The organism is Sinomonas sp. RB5 (genome assembly GCF_054063535.1).
Genome location: NZ_JBSSGJ010000002.1, coordinates 99,024 through 125,333 on the forward strand (window position 1 = coordinate 99,024; position 26,310 = coordinate 125,333).

Here is a 26,310-nt window from a genome sequence, read left to right on the forward strand (position 1 = left end):
CCGAGGCTCCCAGCCCGGCGGCGCCGGATCAAGGGCAGGCTGATCCGGCGCCGCGAGGGCAAGCGGGGACGCAGTGAGCGAGCAGGCTCAGAGGCTGTTCAGGAGGTCCTTCATGGACGCGACCTCCTTGGCCTGGGAGTCCACGATCGAGCCGGCCATCGCCACCGCGTCGGGGTGCGCGCCGCCGGCCTTCTCCGTCCGGGCCATCGCGATGGCGCCCTCGTGGTGGGCGATCATCTGGCTCAGGAACAGACGGGAGGCAGCGCCGGAGTCGGCGGCCCGCAGCTTCCCCAGGTCCTCGGCGCTGAGCATGCCCTCCATGCCGTGGCCGGCATCGCCGGGCATGGCACTGGGCTGGTTCCAGGCGCCCAGCCAGCCCTTGAGCGTCGCGATCTCCGGCGCCTGCGCGCCCTTGATCTGCTGGGCGAGGGCGCTGACCCGGCCGTCGAGGCCAGGCTTGGCCAGCACGATCTCGCTCATCTCCACCGCCTGCTCGTGGTGGGGCACCATCATCTGCGCGAACATGACGTCCTGGGCGTTGAAGGCCGCGCCGGCGGTGCTGGGGGCCGAGGACATGGGCATCGTGTGGCCGTCGTGGGCGGTGCCGGCCGCGGGGGCGGACTGAGCCGTGGCCCCGCAGCCGGCGAGGGCCAGGGCGAGGAGGGCGGCGGCGGGCAGGGCAAAGGTCTTCGCGTTCACAAGTGTCTTCCAATCAGGTGGGCGTGGGTGTGGGCGGGCGCTGGCCCGCCCTCACGTCCGGCTGATCGAGAGTTCTGCGAGGTCCGGCGCGGGCGCCCGGGGCCGCACGGCGGCCGGCACCGCGGCCCGGGGCGCGCGCTGCAGCGCGTCCGACCGCCCGAGCACAACGTCGCCGGGCGGCGCCGGGGGCAGGGCCCCGGGCGCCGGGGTGCAGTGGACCATCGCGCCGCCGGGGCCCGGCTGCGCATGGGCGCAGGCACCGAGGGAACCGGCGTGCTGCGCGGGGTCCATGTGCTGCGCGGGGTCCATGTGCTGCGCGGGGGCGGCGTGCTGCCCAGGGCCGGCGGCCTGCATGAGTCCGGCGGGGTGGGCGCCGGCTGCCGGGGCCACGGGCCCGGCGTGGTCGCCGAGCACGTGCATGCCCAGCAGGCCGGCCACGACGGCCGCCACGAGGAGCAGAGTCCGGGCATATCGCCACAGTTCACGGCGCCGAAACCGCCGGACGGCCCCGAGGAAGGCCCGGGCTGTGTCGATCTGCACGCTCCCCATCGTCCTATCCGACGGTCCGCGGATCCAAGTCGAGCCGCCGCAGGAGCTGGGCGTTGAGCGCCACGACGATCGTGGAGAGGGACATGAGCACAGCGCCCACGGCGGGAGAGAGCATGATTCCGGCGAACGCGAGGACGCCGGCTGCGAGGGGAACGGTGATCACGTTGTACCCCGTGGCCCACACGAGGTTCTCCCACATCTTGCGGTAGCTGGCCCGGGACAGCTCGACCACGGAGACCACCGAGCGGGGGTCGTTGCCCGCGAGGACGACGCCGGCGGACTCGATCGCGACGTCCGTGCCGGCGCCGATCGCGATGCCCACGTCCGCGCGGGCGAGCGCGGGCGCGTCGTTGACGCCGTCGCCGACCATGGCCACCGAATAGCCGCGGCCCTGGAGCTCGGCAACCTTGCGGTCCTTGTCCTGCGGGAGGACCTGCGCGAACACCTCGTCGATGCCGAGGTCCTTGGCGACGGCGTCGGCCACCTGCTGGGCGTCGCCGGTGATCATCGCGACCCTGATGCCCCGCTCCTGCAGCGCGGCGACGGCCGTGCGGGACTCCTCGCGGACGGAATCCTCGAGGGCGACCGCGCCGATCACCTCGTCGTCGCGGAGGACGTGGAGGATCGAGGCGCCGCGGCCCTTCCATCGGCTGACGGCGTCGTCCAGCTCGGCAGGGCTCTCGACGCCGCGCTCGGCCAGCAGGGCCGGGCCGCCGATCTGGACGAGGACCTCCCCCGCGGAGTCCTGGACGCGGGCCTGGACGCCGCGTCCAGGCTGGACCTGGCTGTCCCGTGCGGCAGGCACGCCGAGGCCACGCTCGGCGGCGGCACGCACGATCGCGCGGGCCAGAGGGTGCTCGCTCTCGGACTCGGCGGCTGCCGCGAGGGCGAGCACGCGGGCCTCGTCCGGGCCCACGGAGGCAAGGCCCACCAGCTCGGGTTCACCCTTGGTCAGGGTGCCGGTCTTGTCGAAGAGGACGGCGGTCACGGTGCGCATGCGCTCGAGGGCCATGCGGTCCTTGACGAGGACGCCGCCCTTCGCCGCGCGCTCGGTCGAGATGGCGATGACAAGGGGGATCGCGAGGCCGAGGGCGTGGGGGCAGGCGATCACGAGGACGGTGACCGTGGCGGTCACCGCCGTGGGCAGCTGGCCGAGGAACGTCCACGCGATGAACGTGAGGATTCCCGCGCCGGCGGCGAAGTAGAAGAGGAAGGCGGCCGCGCGATCGGCGAGGGCCTGGGCGCGGCTCGAGGAGGCCTGCGCGTCGGCGACCATGCGCTGGATCCCCGCGAGCGCGGTGGACTCCCCCACGGCCTCGACCCGGACCCGCAGGCTCGTGTCCGTCGCGACGGTCCCCGCGACCACGGGGTCTCCGGGGCCCCGGCTGACGGTCTTGGACTCACCGGTGATCATCGACTCGTCGAGCTCGGCCGTGCCGGACTCGATCCGCCCGTCGGCAGGCAGCCGGCCGCCCGCGCGGACGAGCACGAGGTCCCCGGGCGCGATCTCGGCCGCGGGGACGATCTGGGTTCCGCCGCCGTCCGGCAGGACGCGCTCCGCCTCGTCGGGAAGGAGCGCGGCGAGGGCCTCGAGCGCGCCCCGCGAGGCGCCGAGGGCCCGCATCTCGAGCCAATGGCCGAGCAGCATGATCGTCACGAGGAGCGCGAGCTCCCACCAGAAGTCCAGGTCGAAGCCCCCGATGCCGAGGCTCGTGGCCCAGGAGGCGAGGAACGCGACCGTGATGGCCATGGCGATCAGCAGCATCATCCCCGGCGTGCGCGACCGGAGCTCGCCGAGGCCGCCCTTCAGGAAGGGCATGCCGCCGTAGACGAAGATGACCGTGCCGAGGAGCGGGCTGATCCACTCGCTGCCCACGAACATGGGGGGCATGGCTCCGAAGAGGTGCCAGAACATGGGGCTGAAGGCCACGACGACGACCGAGAGCGCCAGCGTCAGCCAGAACCTGTCGCGGAACATCGCCACCGAGTGGCCGGCATGCTCCCCGTGGGTATGCATCATGTGCGGGTCGCTGTGCCCCGCGTGGAGCCGGGCAGTCATGTCCTGGGGGTGCTCGCCCTGGGCGCCGTGGTCGTGCTGGACCATCGGGCCCGGCCCGTGCCCGTGATCGTGCGTGTGCTGGTTCACCGTTCTACCCGTTCTTTCCGCAGTGGGGTCAGTTCGGGCTGTGGGGCGATCGGCGGTAGCGGGCTCTCCCGGACCGCGTCCATCGCTGACAGCGCACTCTCAACATACCCCCTAGGGGTATGTCGGTCAAGACGTCAGGGCGCCGCGGGGACCGCCACGCCGGCCTCCGCCTCCGGAGCGAGCGCGCCGAGCACGGCGCGGACGTGCCGCTCCGCCAGCGGCGCCGTCGCGGCGAAGAGGGCCACGTACGACTCGCGCGCGCGCAGGAGCGGCCAGTCCGCCGGCAGCAGCTCGTACGGCATGCCCGGATCGTCCCAGGGGAACGCTCGCCACGTGTCGACGGCCTCGACGCGCAGGCGGAACCCCTCGGCCGGGTCAAGTCCGCCGGCGCGCAGCCGCTCGAGCCGGGCCGCGTTGGCGTCGGCGAACTCGGCGTAGCGCCGCGGGGGCTCGGCCGTGTCGACGATCGCGGGGCGCCGGCCCTCGAACCCGCCGTCCTCGACGCGGAAGGCCATGTAGTCCTCCACCCCGTACGCCTCGGCGATCTCGCGCACCTGCTCCATCCGGTCCCGGGGGCAGAACCACAGGGCGCCGTAGACGGGCGCGAACCCCAGCCACTTCAGCCGGGCGCGGAAGGCCTCGCGGATCTCGCGCTCCGACTCGGGCACAGAGAACGCCACGGCCGTCCACCGCCTGTCCCACCGGACGGCGGGGTCTCCGAACCGGGCCACCTCCTGGGTTCCGATCGCGAGCCGGGCGCGCGCCGCGGCCGTGAACCGGTAGCGCGAGGCGCGGCCCCCGCCGTCGTTCTCGAGGACCCCGCGGGCGGCGAGCCGGCTCAGCGCGGTAGTGACGGCGGACCGGCTCAGCCCCACATCCTCGGCCAGCCGGACGATCGCCCGCGCCGGAAGCCACAGGTCGGTGTGCCGCCAGAACTCGCCGAGCATGGTCACGAGCAGGTGCTGGCTCGTGCCCCCTCGCTGGGGCCTGGGGAAGTCCACCATGGCGGCGCTCGGCCGCACCTGTCCTTCGTAGCGCACCCCCTCATCCTTCCAGCCGGCGACAAACTTTGCAGTTTTATTGACGGACGTGAGTTTTAACGCAACGATAGTTGCAGGTGACGCGCACCACATTCCTGACAACGTCGTCCTCCAGGAGATCCGCCATGACCGCCGGTCCAACCTCCGCCACGAGCGCCGTGGCAGCCCACGCCCCGGGCCAGCACGCGCGCAAGGCCGCCCTCGCGAGCTTCGCCGGAAGCACGCTCGAGTACTACGACTTCTTCATCTACGGCTCCGCCTCGGCCCTGATCTTCAACAGGATCTTCTTCCCGGGGATCGACCCGCTGCTCGGACAGTTCCTCTCGATGGCCACCCTGGGCATCGGCTACGTGGTCCGGCCCCTCGCGGCCGCCCTCATCGGGCACTTCGGCGACCGGATCGGCCGCAAGCAGATGCTCGTCTTCACCCTCGTCTCGATGGGCCTGGCGACCTTCCTCATCGGCTGCCTCCCGCCCACGGCCGCGATCGGCGCCGCCGCGCCGGTCCTGCTCGTGCTGCTGCGCGTGGTGCAGGGCATCTCCGCCGCGGGCGAGTCCGTCGGCGCCGTCACACTCTCCCTCGAGCACGCCCCCGCCGGCCGGCGCGCGTTCTTCGCGAGCTGGGTCAACACCGGCGCCGCGGCAGGGATCATGCTCGCCTCGCTCGCCTTCCTCTTCGTCTCCTTCATGCCGCAGGCGGACCTCATCGCATGGGGCTGGCGCCTGCCCTTCCTCGCGAGCATCTTCGTCGCCGTGGCCGGATTCGTGATCCGCCGCCGCATCCCCGAGGCCGAGGTGTTCGAGGAGGCGCGGGAGGCCGGGGAGACCGAGCGGGAGCTGCCCCTCAAGGTCGTGCTGCGCGACTACTGGCCCACGGTCATCAAGGTCATCCTCTTCGGGGTATGGGCCGTCGTGTCCACGATCGTCTCCGCCTTCGGCCTCTCCTACGCCACGAACGGCCACCTCGTCCCGAGCAGCGCCATGCTCGGCAGCATCATCGTGACCGCGGCCCTCGGCATCATCGCCCAGCCCCTCTTCGGCATCCTCGCGGACCGGATCGGGCGCAAGCCGGTCTTCATCGCCGGCAACCTGATCTGCGCGGCCTCGATCTTCGCCTACTTCTGGTCGATCTCGCAGAAGGACGTCCCGCTCGTGTTCGCCACCTCGATCCTGGTCATGGTGGTGGGCTACGGCATGGTGAACCCGCTGGGCCCCGCGATCGTCGCGGAGATGTTCCCGACCCGCATCCGCTACTCCGGCGCCGCGATCTCCTCCCAGCTCGGGCTCATCCTCACCGGCTTCGCCCCCACGATCGCCGCCGCCGTGGTGCGCCCCGGCCCCGACGGCTGGGTCCCGGTCGCGGTCTTCACCGCCGCCTGCTGCTGCCTCTCGGCGCTCGTGACCCTCGTGTGGGTCCGCGAGACCTACAAGGTGGACACCCACGAGCTCGGCGCGCGGGCGGGGGCCTGAGGCATGGCGTACACCGTGATCATCGAGAACGACGTCGAGACCCTGCTCAGCGACGGGACCGTGCTCCGCTCCACCGTCTACCGTCCTGCGGCCGAGGGCGAGCGCTTCCCCGTGCTCATGACCCGCACCCCCTACGGGCGCGACCTGTCGGTCAACTCGGCCTACTTCAACCCCGCCACGGTCGCGGCGGAGGGCTTCGTGGTGGTCCTTCAGGACGTGCGCGGCAGGTTCGGCTCGGACGGCGAGTTCGCCCCGGGCGAGCAGGAGGCGGACGACGGCGCCGAGGCCGTCGCGTGGGCAGCGCGCCTGCCGTACTCCTCGGGCAGGGTGGGGATGTGGGGCCGCTCGTACTTCGCCGAGTCCCAGTGGCGGGCAGCCCGCAGGGCGCCCCAGGGCCTCGCCGCCCTGGCCCCGGGCGTGTGCGCCGCGGGCAACGCGGACAACGGGGCGCTCTTCCGCGGCGGCGCGGTCGAGCTCGGGTCCCGCCTGAGCTGGGGCCACGGCTCGATCTCGCTCGAGACGATCCGCCGTGAGTTCGCCTCCGACCCCGCACGCCTGGAGCGCGAGCTCGAGGCGTGGCGGGAGCTGGACGCCGCGTTCGCGGACGGCTCGGCGTACGGCACCCTGCCGCTGAACGACCTCAAGTCCCGCGCGTGCACCTTCATGCAGTCCGCCATCATCCCCTCCGCCGGCGCGGACCCCGGCGCCGAGGCGTCGGAGGCGTGGGACTGGCCGGCCTCCGAGCCGGTGCCGCTCGCCACCCTCCACCTCGGCGGCTGGTTCGACATCTTCCTGCCGAACACCCTCGACCAGTACCGCCGCCAGCTCGAGGCCTCCCGGCGCGACCCCGCGGTGCCCCGCCCCCGCCTGATCCTCGGCCCCTGGAGCCACGCGAGCTTCACCGGTCTCTTCCCTGACGCCGCGTTCCCGGGCGGCTCGGCGGCCGCCCTCGGCCCCTACGGAGACCTCTCCTCGGTCCACGCCCAGTGGTTCCGGCACGTCCTCGCGGACGGCCCCGAGCCCGCGGCGCCGCCCGTGCTCGTCTATGTCCTCGGCGAGAACCGGTGGCGCGGCTTCGACGAGCTGCCCGCACCCACGGGCCGCCGCGAGCTCTTCCTCGGCGCCGGCGGGACCCTCGCCGGCGGGCCGGGCGAGGACGCGGCAGTGGCCTACGACTACGACCCGCTCGACCCTGTCCCGTCCACCGGCGGCGCCACGATGCACCTGGGCGCCGACTTCCCCGGGCCGGCGGAGCAGTCGCGCGTCGAGGCCCGCGCGGACGTCCTCACCTTCACCACCGAGCCCCTCGCGGAGCCGCTCACCGTCTTCGGCGAGGTGACGGCGCGGCTGTTCGCGTCGTCGTCGGCCGTCGACACCGACTTCGTGGTGCGGTTGTGCCGGGTCACCCCGGACGGGCGCTCGCTGGCCCTCGCGGACGGGATCGTGCGCGCGTCGTGGCGGGACGCGTGCGCGGACGGCGGCGCCTTCCGCGCCGGGGTGCCGCGGCGTCCCCTCACGCCGGGGGCGGTCGAGGAGTTCGCGGTGAGCCTGTGGAGCACGGCGTGCACGTTCGCGGCGGGCGAGCGCCTCCGGGTGCAGGTCACCTCGAGCTGCCACCCCCGCTGGGACAGGAACCTCAACACGGGGGCGAGGGCCTCTGGCTCCTCGGACACGGTGGTGGCCCACCAGCGGGTGCATCTGGGCGAGGGCACGCCGAGCCGGATCACCTTCGGGGTGCTCGGCTGAGCCGGGTACTGTCCCAGCCATGACGCAGATGCCGCAGCCGCCCGCCCTGGAGTACGCCGGGACCCTCTCGGTCCTCATCGGCGACCCGATCGACGTGGGCCCCACGCCGGAGGGCCACCGCAGGATCATCCCCATCACCGGGGGCACCGTGTCCGGGCCGCGCCTGAACGGGCGCGTGCTCCCGGGCGGCGCGGACTTCCAGATCCTCCACACTCCGGAGCTCTCCCAGCTCGACGCGCGCTACGCGGTCCAGACCGAGGACGGCGCGGTCATCTCGGTGGACAACGCCGCGATCCGGTCCGGCTCCGCCGAGGCGCTGGGCCGGATCGCGCGCGGCGAGCCGGTGGACCCCGCGGACATCTACTTCCGCTGTGCGCCGCGGCTGCGGTCCTCGGCGCCGCGCTGGGACTGGGTGAACCGCACCCTGTTCGTGGGAACCGGGGAGCGGTACCCGGACCGCGTCGTCGTGCACGTCTTCGCGGTGGGCTGAGATCCGGCGCGCGGGGCGAGCCGCGCCCTTGCCCTGCCGCCGCGCGCGCATAGGGTGAAGCCATGGCGGATGCAGTGGGGCTCCTGCGCGAGCTGGCCGAACAGCACCAGGTGGCGACCTCCTACGCGGGGTGGGACGGCACCCGGCAGGAGGTCTCAGCGGAGACGCTGAGGTCCGTGCTCGGCGCCCTCGGGGTGCCGACCGACTCGGCGGAGGCGATGCGCGCGGCCCTGGCAGAGGCGGAGACCGGGCCCTGGCGCCGGCTGCTGCCGCCCGTCGCGGTGGTCCGCCAGGGCGCGGGCGCGACCGTCGATGCCCACGTCCCGCACGGCACGGCCGTCACGCTCTGGGTCACGGCCGAGGACGGCACGGAGTACGCGGCCGAGCAGGCCGAGAACTGGGTCGAGCCGCGCAGGGTCGACGGCGTCCTGATGGGGCGGGCGTCCTTCCTCCTGCCGCCGGACCTCCCCCTCGGGTGGCACACCCTGCACGCCCGCAACGAGGACCGCAGCGCCGAGGCGGTGCTCGTGGTCACCCCGGACCGCCTCGCCACCACGGGCCGGCTCTCGGACCGCCAGCGATGGGGGCTCATGGCGCAGCTCTACTCCGTGCGGTCCCGGCGTTCGTGGGGCATCGGCGACTTCGCCGACCTCGCCGACCTCGCGGCCCTCGGCGCCGGGGAGGGCGCGAGCTTCGTGCTCGTCAACCCCCTGCACGCCTCCGGGCCGGTGCCTCCCCTGGAGGATTCCCCCTACCTGCCCTCGACGCGGCGCTTCGTGAACCCGCTCTACCTGCGCATCGAGGACATCCCCGAGTACGGCTACCTTCCCGCCGAGGACCGCGCCCGCATCGAGGAGCTCGCCCGCGGCCGCCGGTCCGCCAACAGTTCCGCGGCGCTGCTCGACCGGGACGCCTCCTACGCCGCAAAGCTCGCCGCGCTGGACCTCGTGTGGCGCGTGCCGCGGAGCCCGGCCCGCGAGCAGGCCTACGCGCGGTTCTGCGCCGGGGCGGGGCAGGGGCTGGCGGACTTCGCGCTGTGGTCCGCGCTCACCGAGCGCGCCGCCTCCTCCGCGGCAGAGGCTTCGGCGGCCGACGGCGCGTCCCCGGCTCCGGAGCTCCCGGCACCTGCGGAGGCCGGCCGCCTGCGCGAGGAGCACGTCGAGCGGATCGACTTCTACCGCTGGCTCCAGTGGGTCTGCGACGGGCAGCTCGAGGCCGCGCAGCGCACCGCGCTGGCCGGGGGCATGGAGATCGGGCTGCTCCACGACCTCGCCGTGGGCGTGCGCCCGGACGGCGCCGACGCGTGGACCCTCTCCGAGGTCCTCGCCGCCGGCGTCTCGGTGGGCGCGCCGCCGGACATGTTCAACCAGCAGGGGCAGAACTGGAGCCAGCCGCCCTGGCACCCCACCCGCCTCGCCGAGTCCGGCTACGCGGCGTACCGCGACATGCTCCGCACCATCCTCCGGCACGCCGGCGGCATCCGCGTGGACCACATCCTAGGCCTGTTCCGGCTCTGGTGGATCCCGGAGGGCTCCTCCTCGCCCGCGGAGGGCACGTACGTGCACTACGACCACGAAGCCCTCGTGGGCATCCTCGCGCTCGAGGCCCAGCGGGCGGGCGCGATCGTGATCGGCGAGGACCTCGGCACCTTCGAGCCCTGGGTGCGGGACTACCTCGCCGAGCGGGGCGTCTTCGGCACCTCGATCCTCTGGTTCGAGTACGACGACGCCGGCGCTCCGCTCGCGCCCGAGAAGTACCGGCAGGCGTGCCTCACCAGCGTCAACACCCATGACCTCCCGCCCACCGCGGGCTACCTCGCGGGCGAGCACGTGCGGCTGCGCGAGTCCCTCGGCCTGCTCGAGCGCCCCGTCGAGGAGGAGCTCGAGGCAGCCCGCGCGGAGATCGCCGGCGTCCTGGACCTCGCCCGCGAGCGCGGGCTCCTCCCGGCCTCCCCTGCGGACGGGGCCGAGGGCGGAGCGGACGAGCAGCGCGTCATCGAGGCCCTCTACGAGCTCACGGCCCTGGCCCCCTCGAGCCTGCTCGGCGTCGCCCTCGTCGACGCCGTCGGGGACCGCCGCACCCAGAACCAGCCCGGCACGCACCGCGAATACCCCAATTGGCGGATCCCGCTCACGGGGCCGGACGGGGCCGCGGTCCTGCTCGAGGACCTGCCCGCCACCGCACGGTTCGCCTCCCTCGTCGCCGCGATGCGCGAGGCGGTGGACGGCGCCGACCGGGCCGGAGGATGATGAGCATCACGGCTGCGGCCGGCTGAGTCGGCGCGTCGGCTTTGGGAAGATCGCCCGGCCGGTGCCAGACTAGGCGGGCGCTCGCGGGGCCCACCGGCGCCGGGGGCCGATTCTCCCAACCGACGCACGAGCAGGAGCCACCGTGGCGAACAATCCAGCCAGAACCCCGGGCGACACCCAGCCCCCGCAGAGGAAGTCCGCGGCCAAAGTCGCCGGCCTGGCCGTCGCGGCGGCAGTGGGCGGCTTCCTCTTCGGATTCGACTCCTCCGTGGTCAACGGAGCGGTCGACTCGATCCAGGCGGCGTTCGGCCTCTCGCACGCGGTGACCGGGCTCGCCGTCGCGATCGCGCTCATCGGGTGCGCCATCGGCGCGTGGCTCGCCGGCAGCCTCGCCGACCGCTACGGCCGCATCCCGGCGATGAAGCTCGGCGCGCTGCTGTTCCTCGTGAGCGCGATCGGCGCCGGGTTCGCCGTGGGCCTCTGGGACCTCATCCTGTGGCGGCTCGTCGGCGGGCTGGGGATCGGCCTCGCCTCCGTCGTGGCCCCGGCCTACATCGCCGAGATCTCCCCGCGCCGGGTCCGCGGGCGCCTCGCGTCCTTCCAGCAGCTCGCCATCACCCTCGGCATCTTCGCCGCCCTCCTCAGCGACGCGGCACTGGCCTCATTCGCCGGCGGCGCGAGCCACGCGCTCTTCTTCGGCGTCGAGGCGTGGCGCTGGATGTTCATCGCCGGCGCCATCCCCGCGGCCGTGTACGGGTGGATCGCCTTCACCCTCCCCGAGTCCCCCCGCTTCCTCGTCCTCAAGGGGGACGAGGCCGGCGCCCGGCGCGTCTTCGAGACCACGGCGCCCTTCGAGAGCATCGACCGGGCCCTGAAGGAGATCCACGAGGCGATCGAGGCGGACAAGCTCTCCGAGCGCAAGGGCGCGCTGCGCGGCACCGCCTTCGGCCTCAAGCCCGTCCTGTGGATCGGCATCGCCCTGTCCGTGTTCCAGCAGTTCGTGGGCATCAACGTGATCTTCTACTACTCGACCACGCTGTGGAAGTCGGTCGGCTTCGGCGAGGAGTTCTCGCTCCAGATCTCCGTGATCACCTCGGTGACCAACGTCCTCGTCACCCTCATCGCGATCGCCCTCGTCGACAGGGTGGGGCGCAAGCCGATCCTGCTCGTGGGGTCGGCCGGCATGGCCGTGTCCCTCGCCGCCATGGCCGTGGCGTTCTCGACGGCGACCCTCGTCAACGGCGAGCCGTCCCTCAGCGGTGTGTGGGGCCCGATCGCGCTCGTCGCGGCGAACGTCTTCGTGGTGTGCTTCGGCGCCTCGTGGGGTCCGGTGGTGTGGGTCCTGCTCGGCGAGATCTTCCCGCCGTCCATCCGCGCCCGCGGACTGGGCATCGCGGCGGCGGCCCAGTGGATCGCGAACTTCCTGATCACGGTCTCGTTCCCGCCGATGGCGGCCTGGTCGCTGACCCTCACGTACGGGATGTACGCCGCGTTCGCGGCGCTCTCGTTCGTGTTCGTGCTCGCGAAGGTCCCGGAGACCAACGGGATGTCCCTCGAGCAGGCCGAGACGCTGTTCGTCCGCCCCGCCAAGGGCGCCCCGAAGGGGGCCCAGCACTAGGGGACGGACCCGCGGGGGCGGCCACCCGGCGTCGTGCGCCGGCCGCCCCCGCCCGGCCCGTCAGGCGCCGATCAGGCGCAGCGCTGCTGCGTGATGCCGAAGGGGACGCTCTCGTCGAGGGCGACCCGGTACTCCCCCGCCGCCTCGCGGGTGACGAGGATGCCGCAGCAGGGGTGGGCGACCGCGTGCTGCTGGAGGGTGCCGATGGCGCTGCTGAGCGCGGAGTCGAGCTCGCGTGCGGAGTCGACGTGGACGGTCAGCGACCGGTGGGCGTGATTGCCGTGGAACATGGGATCTCCTGGCCAAAGGGTGGAACGAGAGGATCTTAGAGCGATCCGGTTTGACTGGACAAAACGGAGATTTTCTGCAACCGCGTCCGGTCACGCGACATCTGTCGCACGTCTGCTGTGATCATCCAGACACTCTGTATGGTCAGGACCACATCTGGTGCGCGGTAGGCTGGAAAGGCCCTGTTGCAGGGGTCACATTTGAAGCCATTACTGCGAAGGTCTGCGCATTATGACAACGCCCAATCCGTCGAGGCACCCGTCGGGCTCAGCGTCGAGCCACTCCGTGGAGCCGCATCTCTCCCGCGGCCTCTCCAACCGCCACATCCAGCTCCTGGCCATCGGCGGCGCCATCGGCACCGGCCTGTTCATGGGCTCCGGCAAGACGATCTCGGTCGCCGGCCCCTCGGTGATCTTCGTCTACATGATCATCGGCTTCATGCTCTTCTTCGTCATGCGCGCCATGGGCGAGCTGCTGCTGAGCAACCTCAACTACAAGTCCTTCTCCGACTTCGCCGGGGACCTCCTCGGGCCGTGGGCCGGCTTCTTCACCGGCTGGACCTACTGGTTCTGCTGGGTCGTCACCGGAGTGGCCGACGTCGTCGCGATCGCCGGGTACGCCAACGAGCTCTGGCCCGGCATCCCGCTGTGGATCCCCGGGATCGCCACGATCCTGATCCTGCTGGCCCTCAACCTGCCCACCGTGAAGGCCTTCGGCGAGGTCGAGTTCTGGTTCGCGCTCATCAAGATCGTCGCGATCCTGGCCCTCATCGTCACCGGCCTGTACATGATCTTCACCGGCTTCTCCTCCAACGCCGGCACCGCCTCCTTCGCGAACCTGTGGCAGTTCGGCGGGTTCTTCCCCAAGGAGTTCATGGGCTTCGTGGCGGGCTTCCAGATCGCCGTGTTCGCGTTCGTCGGGATCGAGCTGGTGGGCACCGCCGCCGCCGAGACCAAGAGCCCCGAGCACAACCTGCCCCGCGCCATCAACGCCATCCCCGTCCGCGTGGGCCTGTTCTACGTCGGCGCGCTCGTGATCCTCATGGCCGTCACCCCGTGGACGGAGTTCAAGGCCGGCCACTCGCCGTTCATCGGCATGTTCTCCCTCGCCGGGCTCGGTGCCGCGGCGACCCTGGTCAACCTCGTGGTCCTCACCTCGGCCATGTCGAGCGCCAACTCCGGCATCTACTCGACCTCGCGCATGGTGTTCGGCCTCGCGGTCGAGGGCGACGCCCCGAAGGCCTTCGGCAAGCTCTCCTCGCGCAAGGTCCCGCAGAACGCGCTGTTCCTCTCGTGCGTGCTGCTGCTCTCCGGCGTGGTGCTGCTCTACTCGGGCAAAAGCATCGGCGCAGCCTTCGACATGGTCACGACCGTCTCCGCCGTGTGCTTCATGTTCGTGTGGTCGATCATCCTGGCCAGCTACCTCGTCTTCCTCAAGCGCCGCCCCGAGCTCCACGCGGCCTCGACGTACAAGATGCCCGGTGGCCGCGCGATGATCTGGGTCGTCTACGCCTTCTTCGCCTTCCTCGTCTGGGCGCTGACCACCCAGCTGGACACGCTCATGGCCCTGCTCGTGACGCCCATCTGGTTCGTGGTCCTGTTCGCCGCCTGGCAGTTCGTGAAGAAGTCCCCGGTCCACCAGGCCCGGATCGCGAACCACCAGGAGACCCTGCGCGAAGAGGCCAGGGTCACGGCCTAACCCCCACCCCGTTTCGGGTACACATCTCGTCGCGTTATCACGCTTCCGGGTACGCATCTCGTCGCGGTTTCCCGGTTGCGGGTACGCACGACGGCGGGTGGCCGGCTCACGCGAGCCGGCCACCCGCCGTCGTGGTTAAGGCCGCCCGACCCCCGCTACGCTGGGCGCATGAGCCGCTATGCCCCACACACCACGCCCGCACTCGAGCCGGCCGAAGCGGAGGCGCTCGGCAGGGCGCTCGCGGCGAAGGACGTCTCGCTGTTCGTCGACGGGACCGCGCACCGGCTCACCGGCCCCGTGGACGAGGCGGTGCGCGACCTGCTCGCGCGGATGGCCCGCGGCGAGGCCGTCACGGTCAGCAGCGCGGAGGAGGTGCTGACCGTCGCCCAGGCCGCCGAGCTCGCGGGCATCAGCCACTCGTACGTGCGCAAGCTGACCGATGCGGGGACCTGGCCCGTGCAGTACCGAGGAACGCACCGGCGCATCCGCCGTGAGGACGTGCTCGCCTGGGTCTCGGCGCAGAAGAAGGGCGCAGGGATCTGACCCCGCATCCCCCAAGACCTGACCCCGCATCCCCCAAGACCTGACCCCGCATCCCCCAAGACCTGGCCCCGCGTCGGGAGGGGGCCGCCTCAGATGCGCGGGCGCCCCGCCCACCGCCTGGCCTTGATCGCCAGGTGCAGCTCCTGGCGCACCCGGCCCGACAGCGGCTCGGCCCGGATCACCTTCCGCACCCGGGCGAGCCGGTGGTACACGGTGGAGCGGTGCACATGGAGCCGGTCGGCCACGGCCTGGACCGCGCCGTCGGAGTCGTAGAGCATCTCGAGCACGGGCAGGAGCTCTCCGTTGCGGTCCTCTGCCTCGAGTGCGGCGAAGAACACACTCGTCGGCTCCGCCGCGAGGGCCCCCATGAGCTGGTATGCGCCGACGGAGCGCACGTCGACGAGCTCGCCCAGCTCGGGGTCCACCGCGGCGGCCTGCGCCGCCACCTTCGCCTGCGTGTACGCGGCGCCGAGGTCCCGCAGCGCGGTGAAGGGCTCGGAGATGCCCACGAGCACGCGGCCGGCGGGGCGCCCCGAGCGCTTGGCGAGCTCGCGCTCGTAGTGGGTGAGGACGGCGGCGTGGCTCGCCCGCGCAGTGGTGCCCGCGAAGAGCGCCACGGCGTGCGTCTCGGTCCCGGCGGTGAAGAGGGCCGGGTCGATGCCGGCCGTGGCCTGCATCGCGGCGGTGCTGGTGGCGACGACGGCGGCCTGCGGGTCCCGCGGGGTGACGCCGTCGGGATCCAGCAGCACCACGACCTGCCAAGGGGCGTGCCCGTGCACCTCGCGCCACCCGGCGATCGCGGCGAGCGCGGACTTGTCCCCGGCGGCCGCGGCGAGGAACTCGGCCTCGCGGCGGCGGCGGTGCTCGGACTCGGCGGTGTTGGACTCGAGGAGGAGCTGGCCGATGAGGTCGAGCTCGAGCCGGATGCCGGGCAGGGCGGCGAGGACGTCGGCGGAGCTCTCCTCGTCCGCCCCCTGCTGCACCCACAGGTACCCGACCCGGAACCCGCGCACGAGCAGGGGGACGCACACGCGCCCGTACATGCCGAGCTCGGCGTTGGCGGGGACGGTGACGGGGCGGACGGCGGTGGCGATCCCGTGCGAGAGCTGCCAGGCCTGCACGTCGGGCGGGAGCCGCTTGGAGAGCAGGAAGTTCACCCGCACAGGGTCCGCCTGTGCCTGGTTGGACGAGTATGCGATCAGCAGCCCGTCGAGGTCCTCCACGCTGAGCCCCCGGCCCAGCTTGGCCGCCGCCGCTTCCACCAGATCTTCGACGCCGTGCCGCATACGCCACAGCTTACGTCCATCCGCTAGCCACGCGGAGACAAGTGACGCCCCATCGTACGACAGCTGTCGCATCCCGAGCGGCGAGATCCGCGGAATGACGCGGATCTCCGAGGAGGCGGCCTTCCGGCCCATGTAACGCGGTTCACAACCGGACCTACGCTGGAGACACCACCGAAAGCTCCCCGCCACCGGGGAACCCCCAGGGCCCACCGGCCCCGCCGAACACAATGGAGACGAAAGTGATCATCGGAGTCCCCAAGGAGATCAAGAACAACGAGTTCCGCGTGGCCATCACGGCAGCGGGCGTGCACGAGTTCGCGTCGCACGGCCACACGGTACTCATCGAGCGCGGCGCCGGCGTGGCCTCCGGCATCACCGACGACGAGTACCACGTGGCCGGCGCCGAGCTCGTCACGGACGCCGCGGACGTCTGGGCCCGCGCCGACATGGTCATGAAGGTCAAGGAGCCGATCGCCTCGGAGTACCGGCACTTCCGCAAGGGCCTGATCCTGTTCACGTACCTCCACCTCGCCGCCGAGCCGGAGCTCACCCGCGCCCTGCTCGACGCCGGCGTCACCGCGATCGCCTACGAGACGGTGCAGGACGGCCGCAGCCTGCCGCTGCTGGCCCCGATGTCCGAGGTGGCCGGGCGCCTCTCCGTCCAGGTGGGCGCGCAGGCCCTCACGGCTCCGACCGGCGGGAAGGGCATCCTGCTCGGCGGCGTCCCGGGGGTGCGCCCGGCGAAGGTCGTGGTGCTGGGCGCCGGCGTGGCCGGCACCAACGCCGCGGTCGTCGCGATGGGCCTCGGCGCGGACGTGACCATCCTCGACATCAACATCGCGCGCCTCACCGAGTTGGACGCCCTCTACGGCGGCCGCCTGAAGACGGTCGCGTCGAACAAGTACGAGATCGAGAAGTCCCTCGTCGAGGCGGACCTCGTGGTCGGCTCGGTCCTGATCCCGGGGGCGAAGGCCCCCAAGCTGGTGCCCAACGAGCTGGTGGCCCGGATGAAGCCCGGCAGCGTGCTCGTGGACATCGCGATCGACCAGGGCGGCTGCTTCGAGGACTCGCACCCGACCACGCACCAGGACCCGACGTTCCGTGTGCACAACTCGATCTTCTACTGCGTGGCCAACATGCCGGGCGCCGTGCCGAACACCTCGACCTACGCGCTCACCAACGTGACGCTGCGGTACGGGATCCTGCTCGCCGACCTCGGCGTGAGGGCCGCCCTCGAGAAGGACGCGGTCCTCGCCGGGGGCCTGAATGTGGCCGCGGGCCAGGTCACGCACCGCTCGGTGTCCGAGGCCCTCGGCCTGCCGCTGGTCGCCGACTGGCGCGAGGCCGTCGCCGCCTAGCGGTCCGCTGCGCCGCCCGGAAGCCGGGCGGAACCGACGCACGACGCCGGGCCGGTCACCTGGGGGGACCGGCCCGGCGTCGTGCGTCTGCGCGTCAGCGCCGGGTCAGGGCGTCAGCCCAGCTGGCGCAGCCATGCCCCGCGCTGCGCGGCGAGCGCGTCCCACGGGCGGCCGAAGCCCCAGGTGTCCCCGGCGCGGGTCGTGGCGAACACCCACAGCAGCAGGGCGAAGACCACGTGCTCGTCGACGAAGGGGTTGTTCTGGGTGGGCATCGCCGAGACCCAGAGGAGCGCGAAGAGGAGCGTCCCGGCGGCGGCCGCGGCGCGGAGCCCGATGCCCAGCATGAGCGCCGCGCCGATGAGGAGCATGCCGCCCATGAAGGCCCAGTCCACCCAGGCCTGCCCGGCCAGCGGCGCCAGGATCCCGGCGGGGCCGTGGAGGCTCGCGAGGTAGCCGGCCGTCGGGGAGACACCGGCGAGCCAGGACTTGGCGGCCGGGGTCGAGATGCCCAGGCCGAACACCTTGTCGACCACGTCCCACACGAGCATGAAGCCGAGGAGGATGCGCAGGACGGCGAGGAGGCGGGCCGCCGAGGCGGGTGCGGCCGGGGCCGCGGGGGCCGGGGCCGCCTCGGGGCGGACGGGGGCGATCGGGGAAGTGGTGGTGGTCATGGTTCTTTCCTTGGGGTTGGGGTGGTGCTGGGCTTGCTGGGGTGGCTTCAGGGACCTCAGGCGAGGGAGGCGGAGGCGCCCGCCTCGGCGTAGGTGCTGTGGCGGAGGGCGTCCGCGAGTTCGTCGACGCCGTGCTCGCGCAGGACCTCGTAGTGGTCGCCGGCGAGGGGGACGATCACCGGCTCGCGCAGCGCGAAGTCGGGCGCCGACTCGATGAAGGAGTAGTCGTCTCCGGCGGCCTTGAAGATCGTGATCTCGGCAGCGAGGCGGCGCGAGGCAAGCTCGTCGAACGTGTAGTCGAACTGGTAGGTCTTCACGACGATGTCGACGATCCTGCCGATCGTGGCGGCGTCGAGCGCCCGCAGGCGGCCGCCGATGAACGCCGTGAAGGACTCGCGGGAGTGCGTCGCGGCGAGGCATTCGTCGATGTCGGGGCCGCTGCTGGTGCCCATGAACACCGAGCACAGGACCGTGACGAACGCCGGGTCGTCGAACGCGGCGCTCCGCCCGCTGCCCTCGCCGTGGGCCGCGCGGAGGCCCGGGTTCCCGGGGCAGATGAGCATGAGGCGGTCGACCGTCTCGCCGGCCTGTTCGAGCTGCCACGCGGCCTCGAACGCCACCCGGGCGCCGAAGGAGTATCCCCACAGCGTGTAGGGCCCCTCGGGCTGGAGCGCACGCATCTCGGCGATGTCGGCCGCGGCCATTTCGGCGATGGTGCCGAGCGGGCGTTCGCCGGCGTTGATGCCCTGGCTCTGGATTCCGTAGACGGGGCGCATGGGGACTGCCGTGGCCGCGAGGGCGCGGAGGTTCATGGGGTAGCCGCCGAGGCCGGGCCAGCAGTAGATGGGCCGCTGGGACGTCGCGTTGCCCAGCGAGATGAAGCGCGAGGTCGACCCGACGGGGCCGTGGCCCTCCTCGATCCTCAGCGCGAGGTCGGCGAAGCGCGGTGTGTCGATGAGGGTCCGCAGCGGCAGCTGGACGCCGAAGACCTTCGCGATCCGCGCGATGAGCGTCACCGACATGAGGGAGTTGCCGCCCACGGCGAAGAACTCGTCCTCGGTGGAGACGTCGTCGTACCTGAGCAGCTCGCCCCACTCGCTCGCGAGCCGCTTCTCGGTGGGAGTGGCCGGCGGCACGAAGCGCGCCTGGGAGTGGGCGGCGGCGACCTTCTCGGACGCGGCGAGGGCCTTGGCATCGATCTTGCCGTTCGGGGTGAGCGGCAGCTCGTCGAAGACGACCGTCTTGTGCGGCACCATGTAGTCGGGCAGGATCTGCGAGAGCTCCTCCTTGATCAGCTCCGCGGGGCCCTGCATGTGCACCGAGTCCTCGTACATCCCCTCGGTCTCGATCTGCCATGGGGAGACCTTCCCGCCGAGGAAGAAGTAGGACGGACCCGACTCGAGGCCCGCGCCCGTGAGGATGTCGGTGATGCGGCGGGAGGTCGGCAGCGGGTTGCCGGACTTCGAGCTGTAGCCGGAGGACATGAAGCCGAGGCCTGCCCCCACCCCGTTGCGCTGGGCCCGGTGCAGGGCGCATCCCATGGCGATGTAGTCGAGCCAGGTCTCCCGGGCCCGGCTGAGGATGCTGATGCCGAAGCTGGAACGGCCGAACGTGCGCTGGTTGATGGCGATCACATGCTTGGGCTGGATGACCTCGTCCGCGACCCGCTCGAGGCCGCCGTCGCGCCAGGCGTAGGTTCCGGCGCGCAGGCCGGCGATCTTCGGACCCGGGACATTGACCACGAGCTCTGCGTCCGTGAGGTGGTTCTCGGTCCCCTCGATGATGGCGAAGGTGCCGAGGTAGTGGTCTTCCTCGGCGACCCGGCAGCGGCTGCGATGGGCGCTCTCGAAGGCGTAGGGCGCCACGGTCTGCCCCGATGCGGCCAGGGCGTCCTGGAGCGCGCCGAGGAGGTGGCCGGCCTCGAACTCGAGCACCTCGAGGATGTTGTTCCTGTAGACCGACTCGATGGCACCGTGGCGTCCGATCAGGTGGATCTGCACCGCGGGGCCACCCGCGGGCCGGCCGGGACCGATGAGGCGCAGGGCGTGCTCGAGGGGGTGGTAGTAGTACAGCCCGTCGGGGACGCCGGCCGTGCCCGCGAGGTCGAGGTAGGCCTGGACGGCATAGAGGGCCCCCGGGGAGGCGTACGAGTACTTCGGCAGCAGCCGCTCCTCGCTCGTGAACTGGCCGATCCAGGCGAGGGCCCGGCCCAGCTGCTCGAGCGGGGCGCCGATGCGGGCAGCCTGTTCCCCAGAGTCCGCCTTCGCCGGAATGGCCAGCATGGTGCGGAGGAATTCCTCGAGTTCGGCCCGCGAGGTCTGGCCGCCATCGAAGAAACGGTAGGACTTCCGGGCGAAGACTTCCGCCCGGATCTGGGCCGGCACGTCCTTTCCGGGAAGGGGAAAGAATGCCCCGGAATTCCCCGCGGCGCATTCCCCCTCATGGCCTCCGGGGAATTCAGTGCGGATTCCCGGGTCGGAGAGCTGGGCCTTGACCTGAAGCTTGTTCGTCTTCGACTGGTGGTGGCCCCCATGGTTTCCCTGGTCCATGAGCGTGGCCTCATGCGGGTTCATTTCCACACAGGCCACCAATTCCGGGTTCGATGTGCGCTCATTCTGGGAGACGATGACTCCGGCACGGCGCACCCACGGGTGCTGCTCGATAGTCAGGGCGATTTCCTCGAGCTCCACCCGGTACCCGCGGAGCTTGATCTGGTTGTCGATGCGGCCCATGAACTGGAAGGTCCCGTCGGCATTCCGCCGGGCCAGGTCGCCGGTGCGATAGAGGACGGCGCCGCCGTCGGACGCGGCCCGGAACCGTTCCGCCGTCTGGTCTGGGTTGCCGATGTATCCGCGCGCCACCTGGACACCGCTGAGGTAGAGCTCGCCGACCTCGCCCTCGGCGACGGGCGCCATGGCGCTGTCCAGGAGATGGCAGTCGGCCCCCGCGACCGGCCGGCCGATGGGGATGACGGTCTCGCCGCGCCGCAGGTCCTCGGGCCCCACGGCGTGGCTGAGTGCGTTGATGGTGCATTCGCTGGGGCCGTAGAGGTTGGTCAGCCGGCACCAGGGCAGCGCCTCGAGGAACTGGCCGGCGAGCTGGGCCGAGAGCGCCTCGCCGCCCGAGTAGACGTGGGTGAGGGAGGAGCACACCTCGAATCCCTCGGCGTCCAGGAGGGCCTGGAGGAGGGTGGGCACGCACTGGAGGGCCGTGACGGAATGCCTGCCGATCAGCTCGACGATGGCATACGGGTTCCGGTGGATCTCGGGCACGCCCATCACCACGGTGGCGCCCACGGCGGGGGCGAGGATCTCCCATTGGGCCGCGTCGAAGCTGGTCGGGGTCTTCTGGAGGATGCGGACGCCGGGGCGCAGGTGGCCCTCGAGTGCGAGCCAGTCCAGCTGGGCCACGATGCTGCGGTGCTCGATCATGACGCCCTTGGGGCGCCCGGTGCTCCCGGAGGTGTAGATCACGTAGGCCAGGGCGGCGGCGTCCCCGCCGTCGTGCGGCGCGGGGGCGTCATGACGGCCAGCCAGATCGGGACCAGGGGTGATGACCCGGACCTCGTGGGGTGCGATGTCCCTGATCCGGGAGGCGAGATGGGCCTCGGCCAGGATGGCCTTCGCCCCACTGTGCTCGAGCATGTAGCGCAGCCGTTCGTCGGGGTAGTCGGCTGCGAGGGGAAGGTAGGCGGCGGACGCGTGCAGGGCCCCCCAGATGAACAGGGGGAGGTCCACGCCCGGTTCGGCGAAGATGCCCACGATGTCCCCGGCTTCGACCCCGGATTCTGCCAGGAGCCCGGCGAGGCGCCGTGAGCGGTTCCCGAGCTGGTCGAAGGTGAGGGACTCATCGCCGGCGATCACGGCCTCGGCCTCGGGATGTGCACGCGTGGCCGCGTGGAGCATCTCGGGGAGGGTGGCGGGGCGGCGGGCCGAGGAGGGGCGGGAAGGAGCTGGGGTGGACGCGGCAGGCATGGGGGGACTCCCGTCGAGAGGGTTCGCAGAGGACTACGGACTTCGGTGGGCGGGGCTCGGAAGTGCCCGGGGCAGTCGGGGTGACCGCGGCTGGACCGAGACGATCGAGCCGACGATCACGAGAGCGCCCAGGGCTTGGATCGGGGTGAAGGCCTCACCCCTGAAGAGGAAACCGAGAACCGCGGCGGTCAGCGGACTGGCAAAAGCGAGAAATGACACCGCAATGGTCGGGAGCGCTTCTATGCTCTTGAACCAGATCCAATATGTGAGGGCGGCACCGACAATTCCCAGGTAGGAGAATCCGAGGAGATTCTCCGCGGTGAAAGTCTGCGGCAGGCCTTCGCCCACCACGAGCATCGGCGCCAAGAAGAGTCCACCGAAGGTAAGTTGCCAGCCGGTGAACGCGAGATTTCCCATGGTGGGCGGTTTTCCCCATTTCTTGGTCAGGACAATTCCCGCAGCCATGCAGGCCGCGGCCCCCAGTCCTGCAACGACACCCACTGCGTCCAGCTGCGCACTGGAGGTGAGGACCAGCAGGGAAATTCCGACCGCCACGGAACCGCACGCCGCCGCATGGCCCGCCCTGATGCCCTGCTTCAGGACCACGCCGTTGAGCAGCAGGACGAGCATCGGCTGCGCGCAGAGCACCAGCGCGGCCACGCCACCCGGGAGACGGTAGGCGGCGACGAAGAGGAGGTAGAAGAACGCGCCGACGTTGAGCACCCCGAGGGCCGCGGTCTTCGCCCGGAACCCTCGCGGCAGCCGTGCCCGCGTCAGGGCGACGAGCATCAGGCCGGCCGGCAGCGCGCGCATCACGGAGGCGAGGAGCGGCCGGTCGGGCGGCAGCAGCTCCGCGGTGACGAGGTAGGTGCTGCCCCATACGGCCGGGGCGAGTGCGGCGGTGGCCGGAGCGAGAGCAGGGGACTTCATGACGGCACCCAGGCGAGACGGCACGGCGCATCCTTAAACTGTTCGATATCGAACTATTTGACACAGAAACCCTATGGTAGACTCGCTGATCCACCAAACTGGGCACCTCCGCACCCGGTGCCAGGACGGTGGCAGCGACAGGGGAGGGACCATGGAGGATGCGGTCGAGGCCTACATGCGCCAGTGGCAGCGCGAACGGCCGGACCTCGACACCGGAGCGATGGGTGTCATCGCGCGGCTGAGCCGGGCCGGCAAGCTCATCACCGCCAGCATCCGCGGCAACTTCGCCGGAAGCGATCTGGAGCCGTGGGAGTTCGATGTCCTGGCCACGCTGCGGCGCGCGGGCGCCCCCTACACGCTCACGCCCAAGAGCCTCGCGGGCACGAGCATGGTGGGGGGCGCGGCGATGACGCACCGGGTCGACAAGCTCCTCCGGCGCGGCCTCGTCAGCCGGGAAGTCGATCCCGCGAACCGCCGCCAGCTCCTGGTGACCCTGACGCCGGAGGGCCTCGCGCTGGTGGATCGGCTGATCGTGGACCACATCGAGGGCGCCGAGCGGTTCCTCCACGGCCTCGACCCGTCGGAGGTCCTCGCGCTGGACACGATCCTGCAGAAGCTCCTGCTCGCACGCGGCGACACCGCACCCCTGGACCAGGACTGACACGATGGGCGGACCGGGGAACCCGCTCGCGCCAGTCGTGCGGGCCGCACTGCCCGCCGGCATCGCCGTCGGCGCCTCCACAGTCCGCCCCGCCTCACCGTCCGAGCCGCCGCAGCGGGGACAGCACCGCGCCGGGCGCGAGGCCGCGGCCGCAGCGCTCTGCGCGGCGGGAGTCCCGACTGAGCAGCCACTCCCCCGCACGGCCACGGGATCGGCGGCATGGCCCGCGGGCACCACGGGGAGCATCTCCCACACCGACAGGATCGCGCTGGCCGTCGCCGCCGCCTCGGAGGGCTTCCGGCGCCTCGGCGTCGACCTCGAGGAGGCCGCCGCCCTGCCGGAGGGAGTGCTCGAACTGGTCAGCTCGGACCGCCAGCTCGCAGGCCTGGCCGGGGTGCGCGCGGCGGGCGGCGGGCTGCCGCTGGACCTCGTGGTCTTCTCGGCGAAGGAGGCGGCCGCCAAGGCCCTCGGCGGCCCGGAAGCCGGTCCCCCCAGCCTGCGGGACATCGACGTGACCCTCGTCGCGGAGCACTGGACCGCGGGACGATTCGTGGCCCGCGGCCCGCACGGGCAGGTGCTCGGGGGCCGGTACCTCGAGGCAGCCGGCCACGTCGTCACCGCCTGCTGGCAGGACGCCAGCGGAGAGGGCCCGGCGTGAGGGAGACCACTCCGGATCCGGAAATGGTCAGCCCCTGAAAGTTGTTGACGCATCACAGAAGCCCCGCGGCCCAGCGGGGACCGTCCTATCCCAAGGAGCCCCCATGGCAGAGATCCTCACCCTCGTCGGCAGCCTCCGCACCGAGTCCGTCAACAGCAAGTTCGCCCATGTCGCCGCCGCCTCCGCCCCGGAGGGCACCGCGGTGACCACCTTCGAGGGCCTCGAGGAAATCCCCTTCTACAACGAGGACCTCGACGTCGAGGGCAAGGTTCCCGCCAAGGCGGCCGAGCTCCGCGCCGCCGTCGCCGCCGCAGACGGCCTCCTCCTCGTCACCCCCGAGTACAACGGGACCATGCCCGCGGTCATCAACAACGCGATCGACTGGATCTCCCGGCCCTTCGGCGCCTCCTCTGCGACCGGCACGAAGGCCGCCGTGATCGGCACCTCCGCCGGCCAGTACGGCGGCGTCTGGGCGCATGACGACGTGCGCAAGTCGCTCAAGGTCGCCGGCGCCGAGGTCGTCGAGGACGCCACGCTCGCGATCGGCGCCTCCTACTCGCGCTTCTCCGAGGTCGAGCCTCAGGACGATGCCGAGGTCGTCGAGGGCATCGCCAAGGTCGTCGCTGCCCTTGCCGGGACCACGGGGGCCACCGCCCCGGCCGAGCTCGCCGAGGCCGCCGCCCGCTGATCCCGCCCCGTCTGGGGGTCAGCTTCTGAGGGTCATGTTCTGGAGGTCACATGAGGTGACTCCCAGAACACGACCCTCAGAAGGCTTAAGGGGGCACAAAGCCCGTAGCCCGCCGCGCCCCGGCCCTCCTACGCTTCCGCCATGGGGCACGACGGCGGGACTCACCTGAGCTTCTTCGGCGCCACCGACTCGGTCACGGGCTCCCGCTACCTCCTCGAGCACGGGGGCCGGCGGATCCTCGTGGACTGCGGGCTGTTCCAGGGCTACAAGAAGCTCCGCGAGCGCAACCGCGCCCCGCTACCGGTGCGGCCGGCGTTGGTCGACGCCGTGGTCCTCACCCACGCCCACCTCGACCATTCCGGCTACATCCCGGCCCTGGTCAAGCGCGGGTTCCGCGGCCCCGTCTACGCGACCCCCGGCACCACGGACCTGTGCACGCTCCTGCTGCCGGACAGCGGCCACCTCCAGGAGGAGGAGGCCGAGACCGCGCGGGCCCGCGGGTCGTCGCGGCACAGCACGCCGCAGCCCCTCTACACGGCGCGGGACGCCGTCGAATCGCTCGGCAGCTTCAGCCCCCAGCCGTTCCGCGAGCCCCTCGACCTCGGCGCGGGAATCGAGGCCCGCTTCGTCCCGGCGGGGCACATCCTCGGCGCCGCCCAGGTCCACTTCCGCCTCGAGGACGGCCGCCCGGCCGGGACCACCCTGCATTTCACGGGCGACCTGGGCCGCGACGACGATCCGCTCATGAACCCGCCCGAGCCCCTCGAACCCACCGACGTGCTCGTCACCGAGTCCACGTACGGCGACCGCGCGCACCCCCGCGACGACCCGACCGAGGCACTGGGCGAGGTGGTGCGCCGGGTGGCGAAGCGCAACGGGGTGGTGGTCATCGCCGCCTTCGCCGTGGGCCGCGCCGAGACCCTCATGCTGCACCTGGCCCGCCTGCGCCGACGGGACCGGATCCCGGATATCCCGGTGTACCTCAACAGTCCCATGGCGGTGGACGCCACCGAGCTCTACCGCAAGTACCCCGAGGAGCACCGCATCAGCGAGCGGGAGTTCCGCGAGATGTACGCCCTGCCCCAGCTGATCCGCGACCCGGACGCGTCGCGGGCGCTGAACCTGCGCGGCGGCCCGATGGTGGTCATCTCCGCGTCCGGGATGCTCACCGGCGGCCGGGTCCTGCACCACGTCGAGGCCTACGGGCCGGATCCGCGCAATGCGATCGTGCTCAGCGGCTACCAGGCCGGCGGCACCCGCGGCGCCCTCCTCCTCGACGGAGCCACGAGCCTGCGCATCTACGGCCGCGACGTCCCGATCCGCGCCGAGGTGGTCAGCCTCGACAACCTCTCGGCGCACGCCGACGCCGACGCGATCCTGCGCTGGATGGGCACCTGCCCGAAGCAGCCGCGGATGGTCTACGTGACCCACGGGGAGATCGGGGCCTCGGACACGCTGCGCCGGCGGATCCAGCATGAGCTCGGCTGGCACGCCCGCGTCCCCGAGCACCTCGAGCGGGTGGACCTCGCCGCCGCCCGCTGATCCGCCG

General features: G+C 72.0%; 21 protein-coding genes. 12 read left to right on the top strand and 9 right to left on the bottom strand.

Annotated features, from left to right (window positions below; translation table 11 throughout):
* Positions 1-87: 87 nt before the first annotated feature.
* The 4 genes from ACVWWH_RS03115 to ACVWWH_RS03130 all read right to left on the bottom strand — a co-directional run bounded on the left by ACVWWH_RS03115 (position 88) and on the right by ACVWWH_RS03130 (position 4,434).
* On the bottom strand, positions 88-699 hold the full coding sequence (locus tag ACVWWH_RS03115; protein WP_457315590.1) for a DUF305 domain-containing protein: 612 nt from the start codon (positions 697-699) through the stop codon (positions 88-90).
* A gap of 51 nt (positions 700-750) precedes the next feature.
* Positions 751-1,239 (bottom strand): DUF6153 family protein, encoded by a 489-nt coding sequence (locus ACVWWH_RS03120; protein WP_457315591.1) that lies wholly within the window; start codon positions 1,237-1,239, stop codon positions 751-753.
* A gap of 13 nt (positions 1,240-1,252) precedes the next feature.
* The gene (locus tag ACVWWH_RS03125) at positions 1,253-3,352 is read right to left on the bottom strand and encodes a heavy metal translocating P-type ATPase (RefSeq protein ID WP_066502819.1); all 2,100 of its coding nucleotides are present in this window, start codon (positions 3,350-3,352) and stop codon (positions 1,253-1,255) included.
* A gap of 176 nt (positions 3,353-3,528) precedes the next feature.
* Positions 3,529-4,434 carry a PaaX family transcriptional regulator gene (locus ACVWWH_RS03130; RefSeq protein ID WP_066500821.1) on the bottom strand — a complete coding sequence of 302 codons (906 nt, stop codon included), beginning with the start codon at positions 4,432-4,434 and terminating at the stop codon, positions 3,529-3,531.
* A gap of 125 nt (positions 4,435-4,559) precedes the next feature.
* On the opposite strand from ACVWWH_RS03130, the gene ACVWWH_RS03135 reads away from it, so the two are divergent.
* From ACVWWH_RS03135 to ACVWWH_RS03155, 5 genes are all read left to right on the top strand, one after another.
* Entirely contained in the window at positions 4,560-5,903 is a 1,344-nt protein-coding gene (locus tag ACVWWH_RS03135; protein WP_457315592.1) for an MFS transporter, read from the top strand.
* Positions 5,904-5,906: 3 nt separating this feature from the next.
* On the top strand, positions 5,907-7,649 hold the full coding sequence (locus ACVWWH_RS03140; protein WP_457315593.1) for a CocE/NonD family hydrolase: 1,743 nt from the start codon (positions 5,907-5,909) through the stop codon (positions 7,647-7,649).
* A 19-nt stretch (positions 7,650-7,668) separates the two neighbouring features.
* A complete protein-coding gene (locus ACVWWH_RS03145; protein WP_457315594.1) occupies positions 7,669-8,139 on the top strand; it encodes a DUF3237 domain-containing protein in 471 nt (156 codons plus the stop codon).
* A 62-nt stretch (positions 8,140-8,201) separates the two neighbouring features.
* A complete protein-coding gene (gene malQ / locus ACVWWH_RS03150; protein WP_457315595.1) occupies positions 8,202-10,388 on the top strand; it encodes a 4-alpha-glucanotransferase in 2,187 nt (728 codons plus the stop codon).
* 142 nt (positions 10,389-10,530) lie between these two features.
* Positions 10,531-12,006 (top strand): sugar porter family MFS transporter, encoded by a 1,476-nt coding sequence (locus ACVWWH_RS03155; protein WP_084249627.1) that lies wholly within the window; start codon positions 10,531-10,533, stop codon positions 12,004-12,006.
* A gap of 71 nt (positions 12,007-12,077) precedes the next feature.
* Here the strand turns inward: ACVWWH_RS03155 and ACVWWH_RS03160 are convergent, their stop codons facing one another.
* Positions 12,078-12,296 carry a hypothetical protein gene (locus ACVWWH_RS03160; protein ID WP_066500831.1) on the bottom strand — a complete coding sequence of 73 codons (219 nt, stop codon included), beginning with the start codon at positions 12,294-12,296 and terminating at the stop codon, positions 12,078-12,080.
* Between the two features lie 229 nt (positions 12,297-12,525).
* On the opposite strand from ACVWWH_RS03160, the gene ACVWWH_RS03165 reads away from it, so the two are divergent.
* Positions 12,526-13,992, top strand: coding sequence for an amino acid permease (locus tag ACVWWH_RS03165; protein ID WP_066500834.1), 1,467 nt, complete (start codon positions 12,526-12,528; stop codon positions 13,990-13,992).
* A 168-nt stretch (positions 13,993-14,160) separates the two neighbouring features.
* On the top strand, positions 14,161-14,535 hold the full coding sequence (locus ACVWWH_RS03170) for a helix-turn-helix domain-containing protein (RefSeq protein WP_066500836.1): 375 nt from the start codon (positions 14,161-14,163) through the stop codon (positions 14,533-14,535).
* An 89-nt stretch (positions 14,536-14,624) separates the two neighbouring features.
* Here ACVWWH_RS03170 and ACVWWH_RS03175 read toward each other — a convergent pair whose 3' ends face one another.
* Positions 14,625-15,821, bottom strand: coding sequence for a PucR family transcriptional regulator (locus ACVWWH_RS03175; protein ID WP_141305744.1), 1,197 nt, complete (start codon positions 15,819-15,821; stop codon positions 14,625-14,627).
* Positions 15,822-16,060: 239 nt separating this feature from the next.
* Here ACVWWH_RS03175 and ald point away from each other — a divergent pair, with 239 nt between their 5' ends.
* The gene (gene ald, locus ACVWWH_RS03180; RefSeq protein ID WP_066500839.1) at positions 16,061-17,179 is read left to right on the top strand and encodes an alanine dehydrogenase; all 1,119 of its coding nucleotides are present in this window, start codon (positions 16,061-16,063) and stop codon (positions 17,177-17,179) included.
* 113 nt (positions 17,180-17,292) lie between these two features.
* Here ald and ACVWWH_RS03185 read toward each other — a convergent pair whose 3' ends face one another.
* The 3 genes from ACVWWH_RS03185 to ACVWWH_RS03195 are packed head-to-tail and all read right to left on the bottom strand — an operon-like array spanning position 17,293 to position 22,754.
* Positions 17,293-17,850 carry a hypothetical protein gene (locus ACVWWH_RS03185; RefSeq protein ID WP_457315596.1) on the bottom strand — a complete coding sequence of 186 codons (558 nt, stop codon included), beginning with the start codon at positions 17,848-17,850 and terminating at the stop codon, positions 17,293-17,295.
* A 56-nt stretch (positions 17,851-17,906) separates the two neighbouring features.
* Positions 17,907-21,824: a non-ribosomal peptide synthetase family protein gene (locus ACVWWH_RS03190; RefSeq protein ID WP_457315597.1), complete on the bottom strand. Its 3,918-nt coding sequence runs from the start codon at positions 21,822-21,824 to the stop codon at positions 17,907-17,909.
* A 33-nt stretch (positions 21,825-21,857) separates the two neighbouring features.
* A complete protein-coding gene (locus tag ACVWWH_RS03195; protein WP_457315832.1) occupies positions 21,858-22,754 on the bottom strand; it encodes an EamA family transporter in 897 nt (298 codons plus the stop codon).
* Positions 22,755-22,905: 151 nt separating this feature from the next.
* Between ACVWWH_RS03195 and ACVWWH_RS03200 the strand changes: the two genes are divergently transcribed.
* The 4 genes from ACVWWH_RS03200 to ACVWWH_RS03215 all read left to right on the top strand — a co-directional run bounded on the left by ACVWWH_RS03200 (position 22,906) and on the right by ACVWWH_RS03215 (position 26,303).
* Entirely contained in the window at positions 22,906-23,415 is a 510-nt protein-coding gene (locus ACVWWH_RS03200) for a MarR family winged helix-turn-helix transcriptional regulator (RefSeq protein ID WP_457315598.1), read from the top strand.
* A gap of 4 nt (positions 23,416-23,419) precedes the next feature.
* Complete coding sequence (locus ACVWWH_RS03205; protein ID WP_457315599.1) at positions 23,420-24,073, top strand: 4'-phosphopantetheinyl transferase family protein; 654 nt, start codon at positions 23,420-23,422, stop codon at positions 24,071-24,073.
* A gap of 103 nt (positions 24,074-24,176) precedes the next feature.
* A complete protein-coding gene (locus ACVWWH_RS03210; RefSeq protein ID WP_457315600.1) occupies positions 24,177-24,761 on the top strand; it encodes an NADPH-dependent FMN reductase in 585 nt (194 codons plus the stop codon).
* 141 nt (positions 24,762-24,902) lie between these two features.
* Positions 24,903-26,303: an MBL fold metallo-hydrolase RNA specificity domain-containing protein gene (locus tag ACVWWH_RS03215; RefSeq protein ID WP_457315601.1), complete on the top strand. Its 1,401-nt coding sequence runs from the start codon at positions 24,903-24,905 to the stop codon at positions 26,301-26,303.
* Positions 26,304-26,310 lie beyond the last annotated feature (7 nt).

Bases quoted from the DNA above. Each gene is read 5' to 3' on its own strand.
- ACVWWH_RS03125 (WP_066502819.1), bottom strand. From the start codon at position 3,352: ATGGTCCAGCACGACCACGGCGCCCAGGGCGAGCACCCCCAGGACATG.
- ACVWWH_RS03135 (WP_457315592.1), top strand. From the start codon at position 4,560: ATGACCGCCGGTCCAACCTCCGCCACGAGCGCCGTGGCAGCCCACGCC.
- ACVWWH_RS03140 (WP_457315593.1), top strand. From the start codon at position 5,907: ATGGCGTACACCGTGATCATCGAGAACGACGTCGAGACCCTGCTCAGC.
- ACVWWH_RS03145 (WP_457315594.1), top strand. From the start codon at position 7,669: ATGACGCAGATGCCGCAGCCGCCCGCCCTGGAGTACGCCGGGACCCTC.
- malQ (WP_457315595.1), top strand. From the start codon at position 8,202: ATGGCGGATGCAGTGGGGCTCCTGCGCGAGCTGGCCGAACAGCACCAG.
- ACVWWH_RS03160 (WP_066500831.1), bottom strand. From the start codon at position 12,296: ATGTTCCACGGCAATCACGCCCACCGGTCGCTGACCGTCCACGTCGAC.
- ACVWWH_RS03165 (WP_066500834.1), top strand. From the start codon at position 12,526: ATGACAACGCCCAATCCGTCGAGGCACCCGTCGGGCTCAGCGTCGAGC.
- ACVWWH_RS03170 (WP_066500836.1), top strand. From the start codon at position 14,161: ATGAGCCGCTATGCCCCACACACCACGCCCGCACTCGAGCCGGCCGAA.
- ACVWWH_RS03175 (WP_141305744.1), bottom strand. From the start codon at position 15,821: ATGCGGCACGGCGTCGAAGATCTGGTGGAAGCGGCGGCGGCCAAGCTG.
- ACVWWH_RS03185 (WP_457315596.1), bottom strand. From the start codon at position 17,850: ATGACCACCACCACTTCCCCGATCGCCCCCGTCCGCCCCGAGGCGGCC.
- ACVWWH_RS03190 (WP_457315597.1), bottom strand. From the start codon at position 21,824: ATGCCTGCCGCGTCCACCCCAGCTCCTTCCCGCCCCTCCTCGGCCCGC.
- ACVWWH_RS03195 (WP_457315832.1), bottom strand. From the start codon at position 22,754: ATGAAGTCCCCTGCTCTCGCTCCGGCCACCGCCGCACTCGCCCCGGCC.
- ACVWWH_RS03200 (WP_457315598.1), top strand. From the start codon at position 22,906: ATGGAGGATGCGGTCGAGGCCTACATGCGCCAGTGGCAGCGCGAACGG.
- ACVWWH_RS03205 (WP_457315599.1), top strand. From the start codon at position 23,420: ATGGGCGGACCGGGGAACCCGCTCGCGCCAGTCGTGCGGGCCGCACTG.
- ACVWWH_RS03210 (WP_457315600.1), top strand. From the start codon at position 24,177: ATGGCAGAGATCCTCACCCTCGTCGGCAGCCTCCGCACCGAGTCCGTC.
- ACVWWH_RS03215 (WP_457315601.1), top strand. From the start codon at position 24,903: ATGGGGCACGACGGCGGGACTCACCTGAGCTTCTTCGGCGCCACCGAC.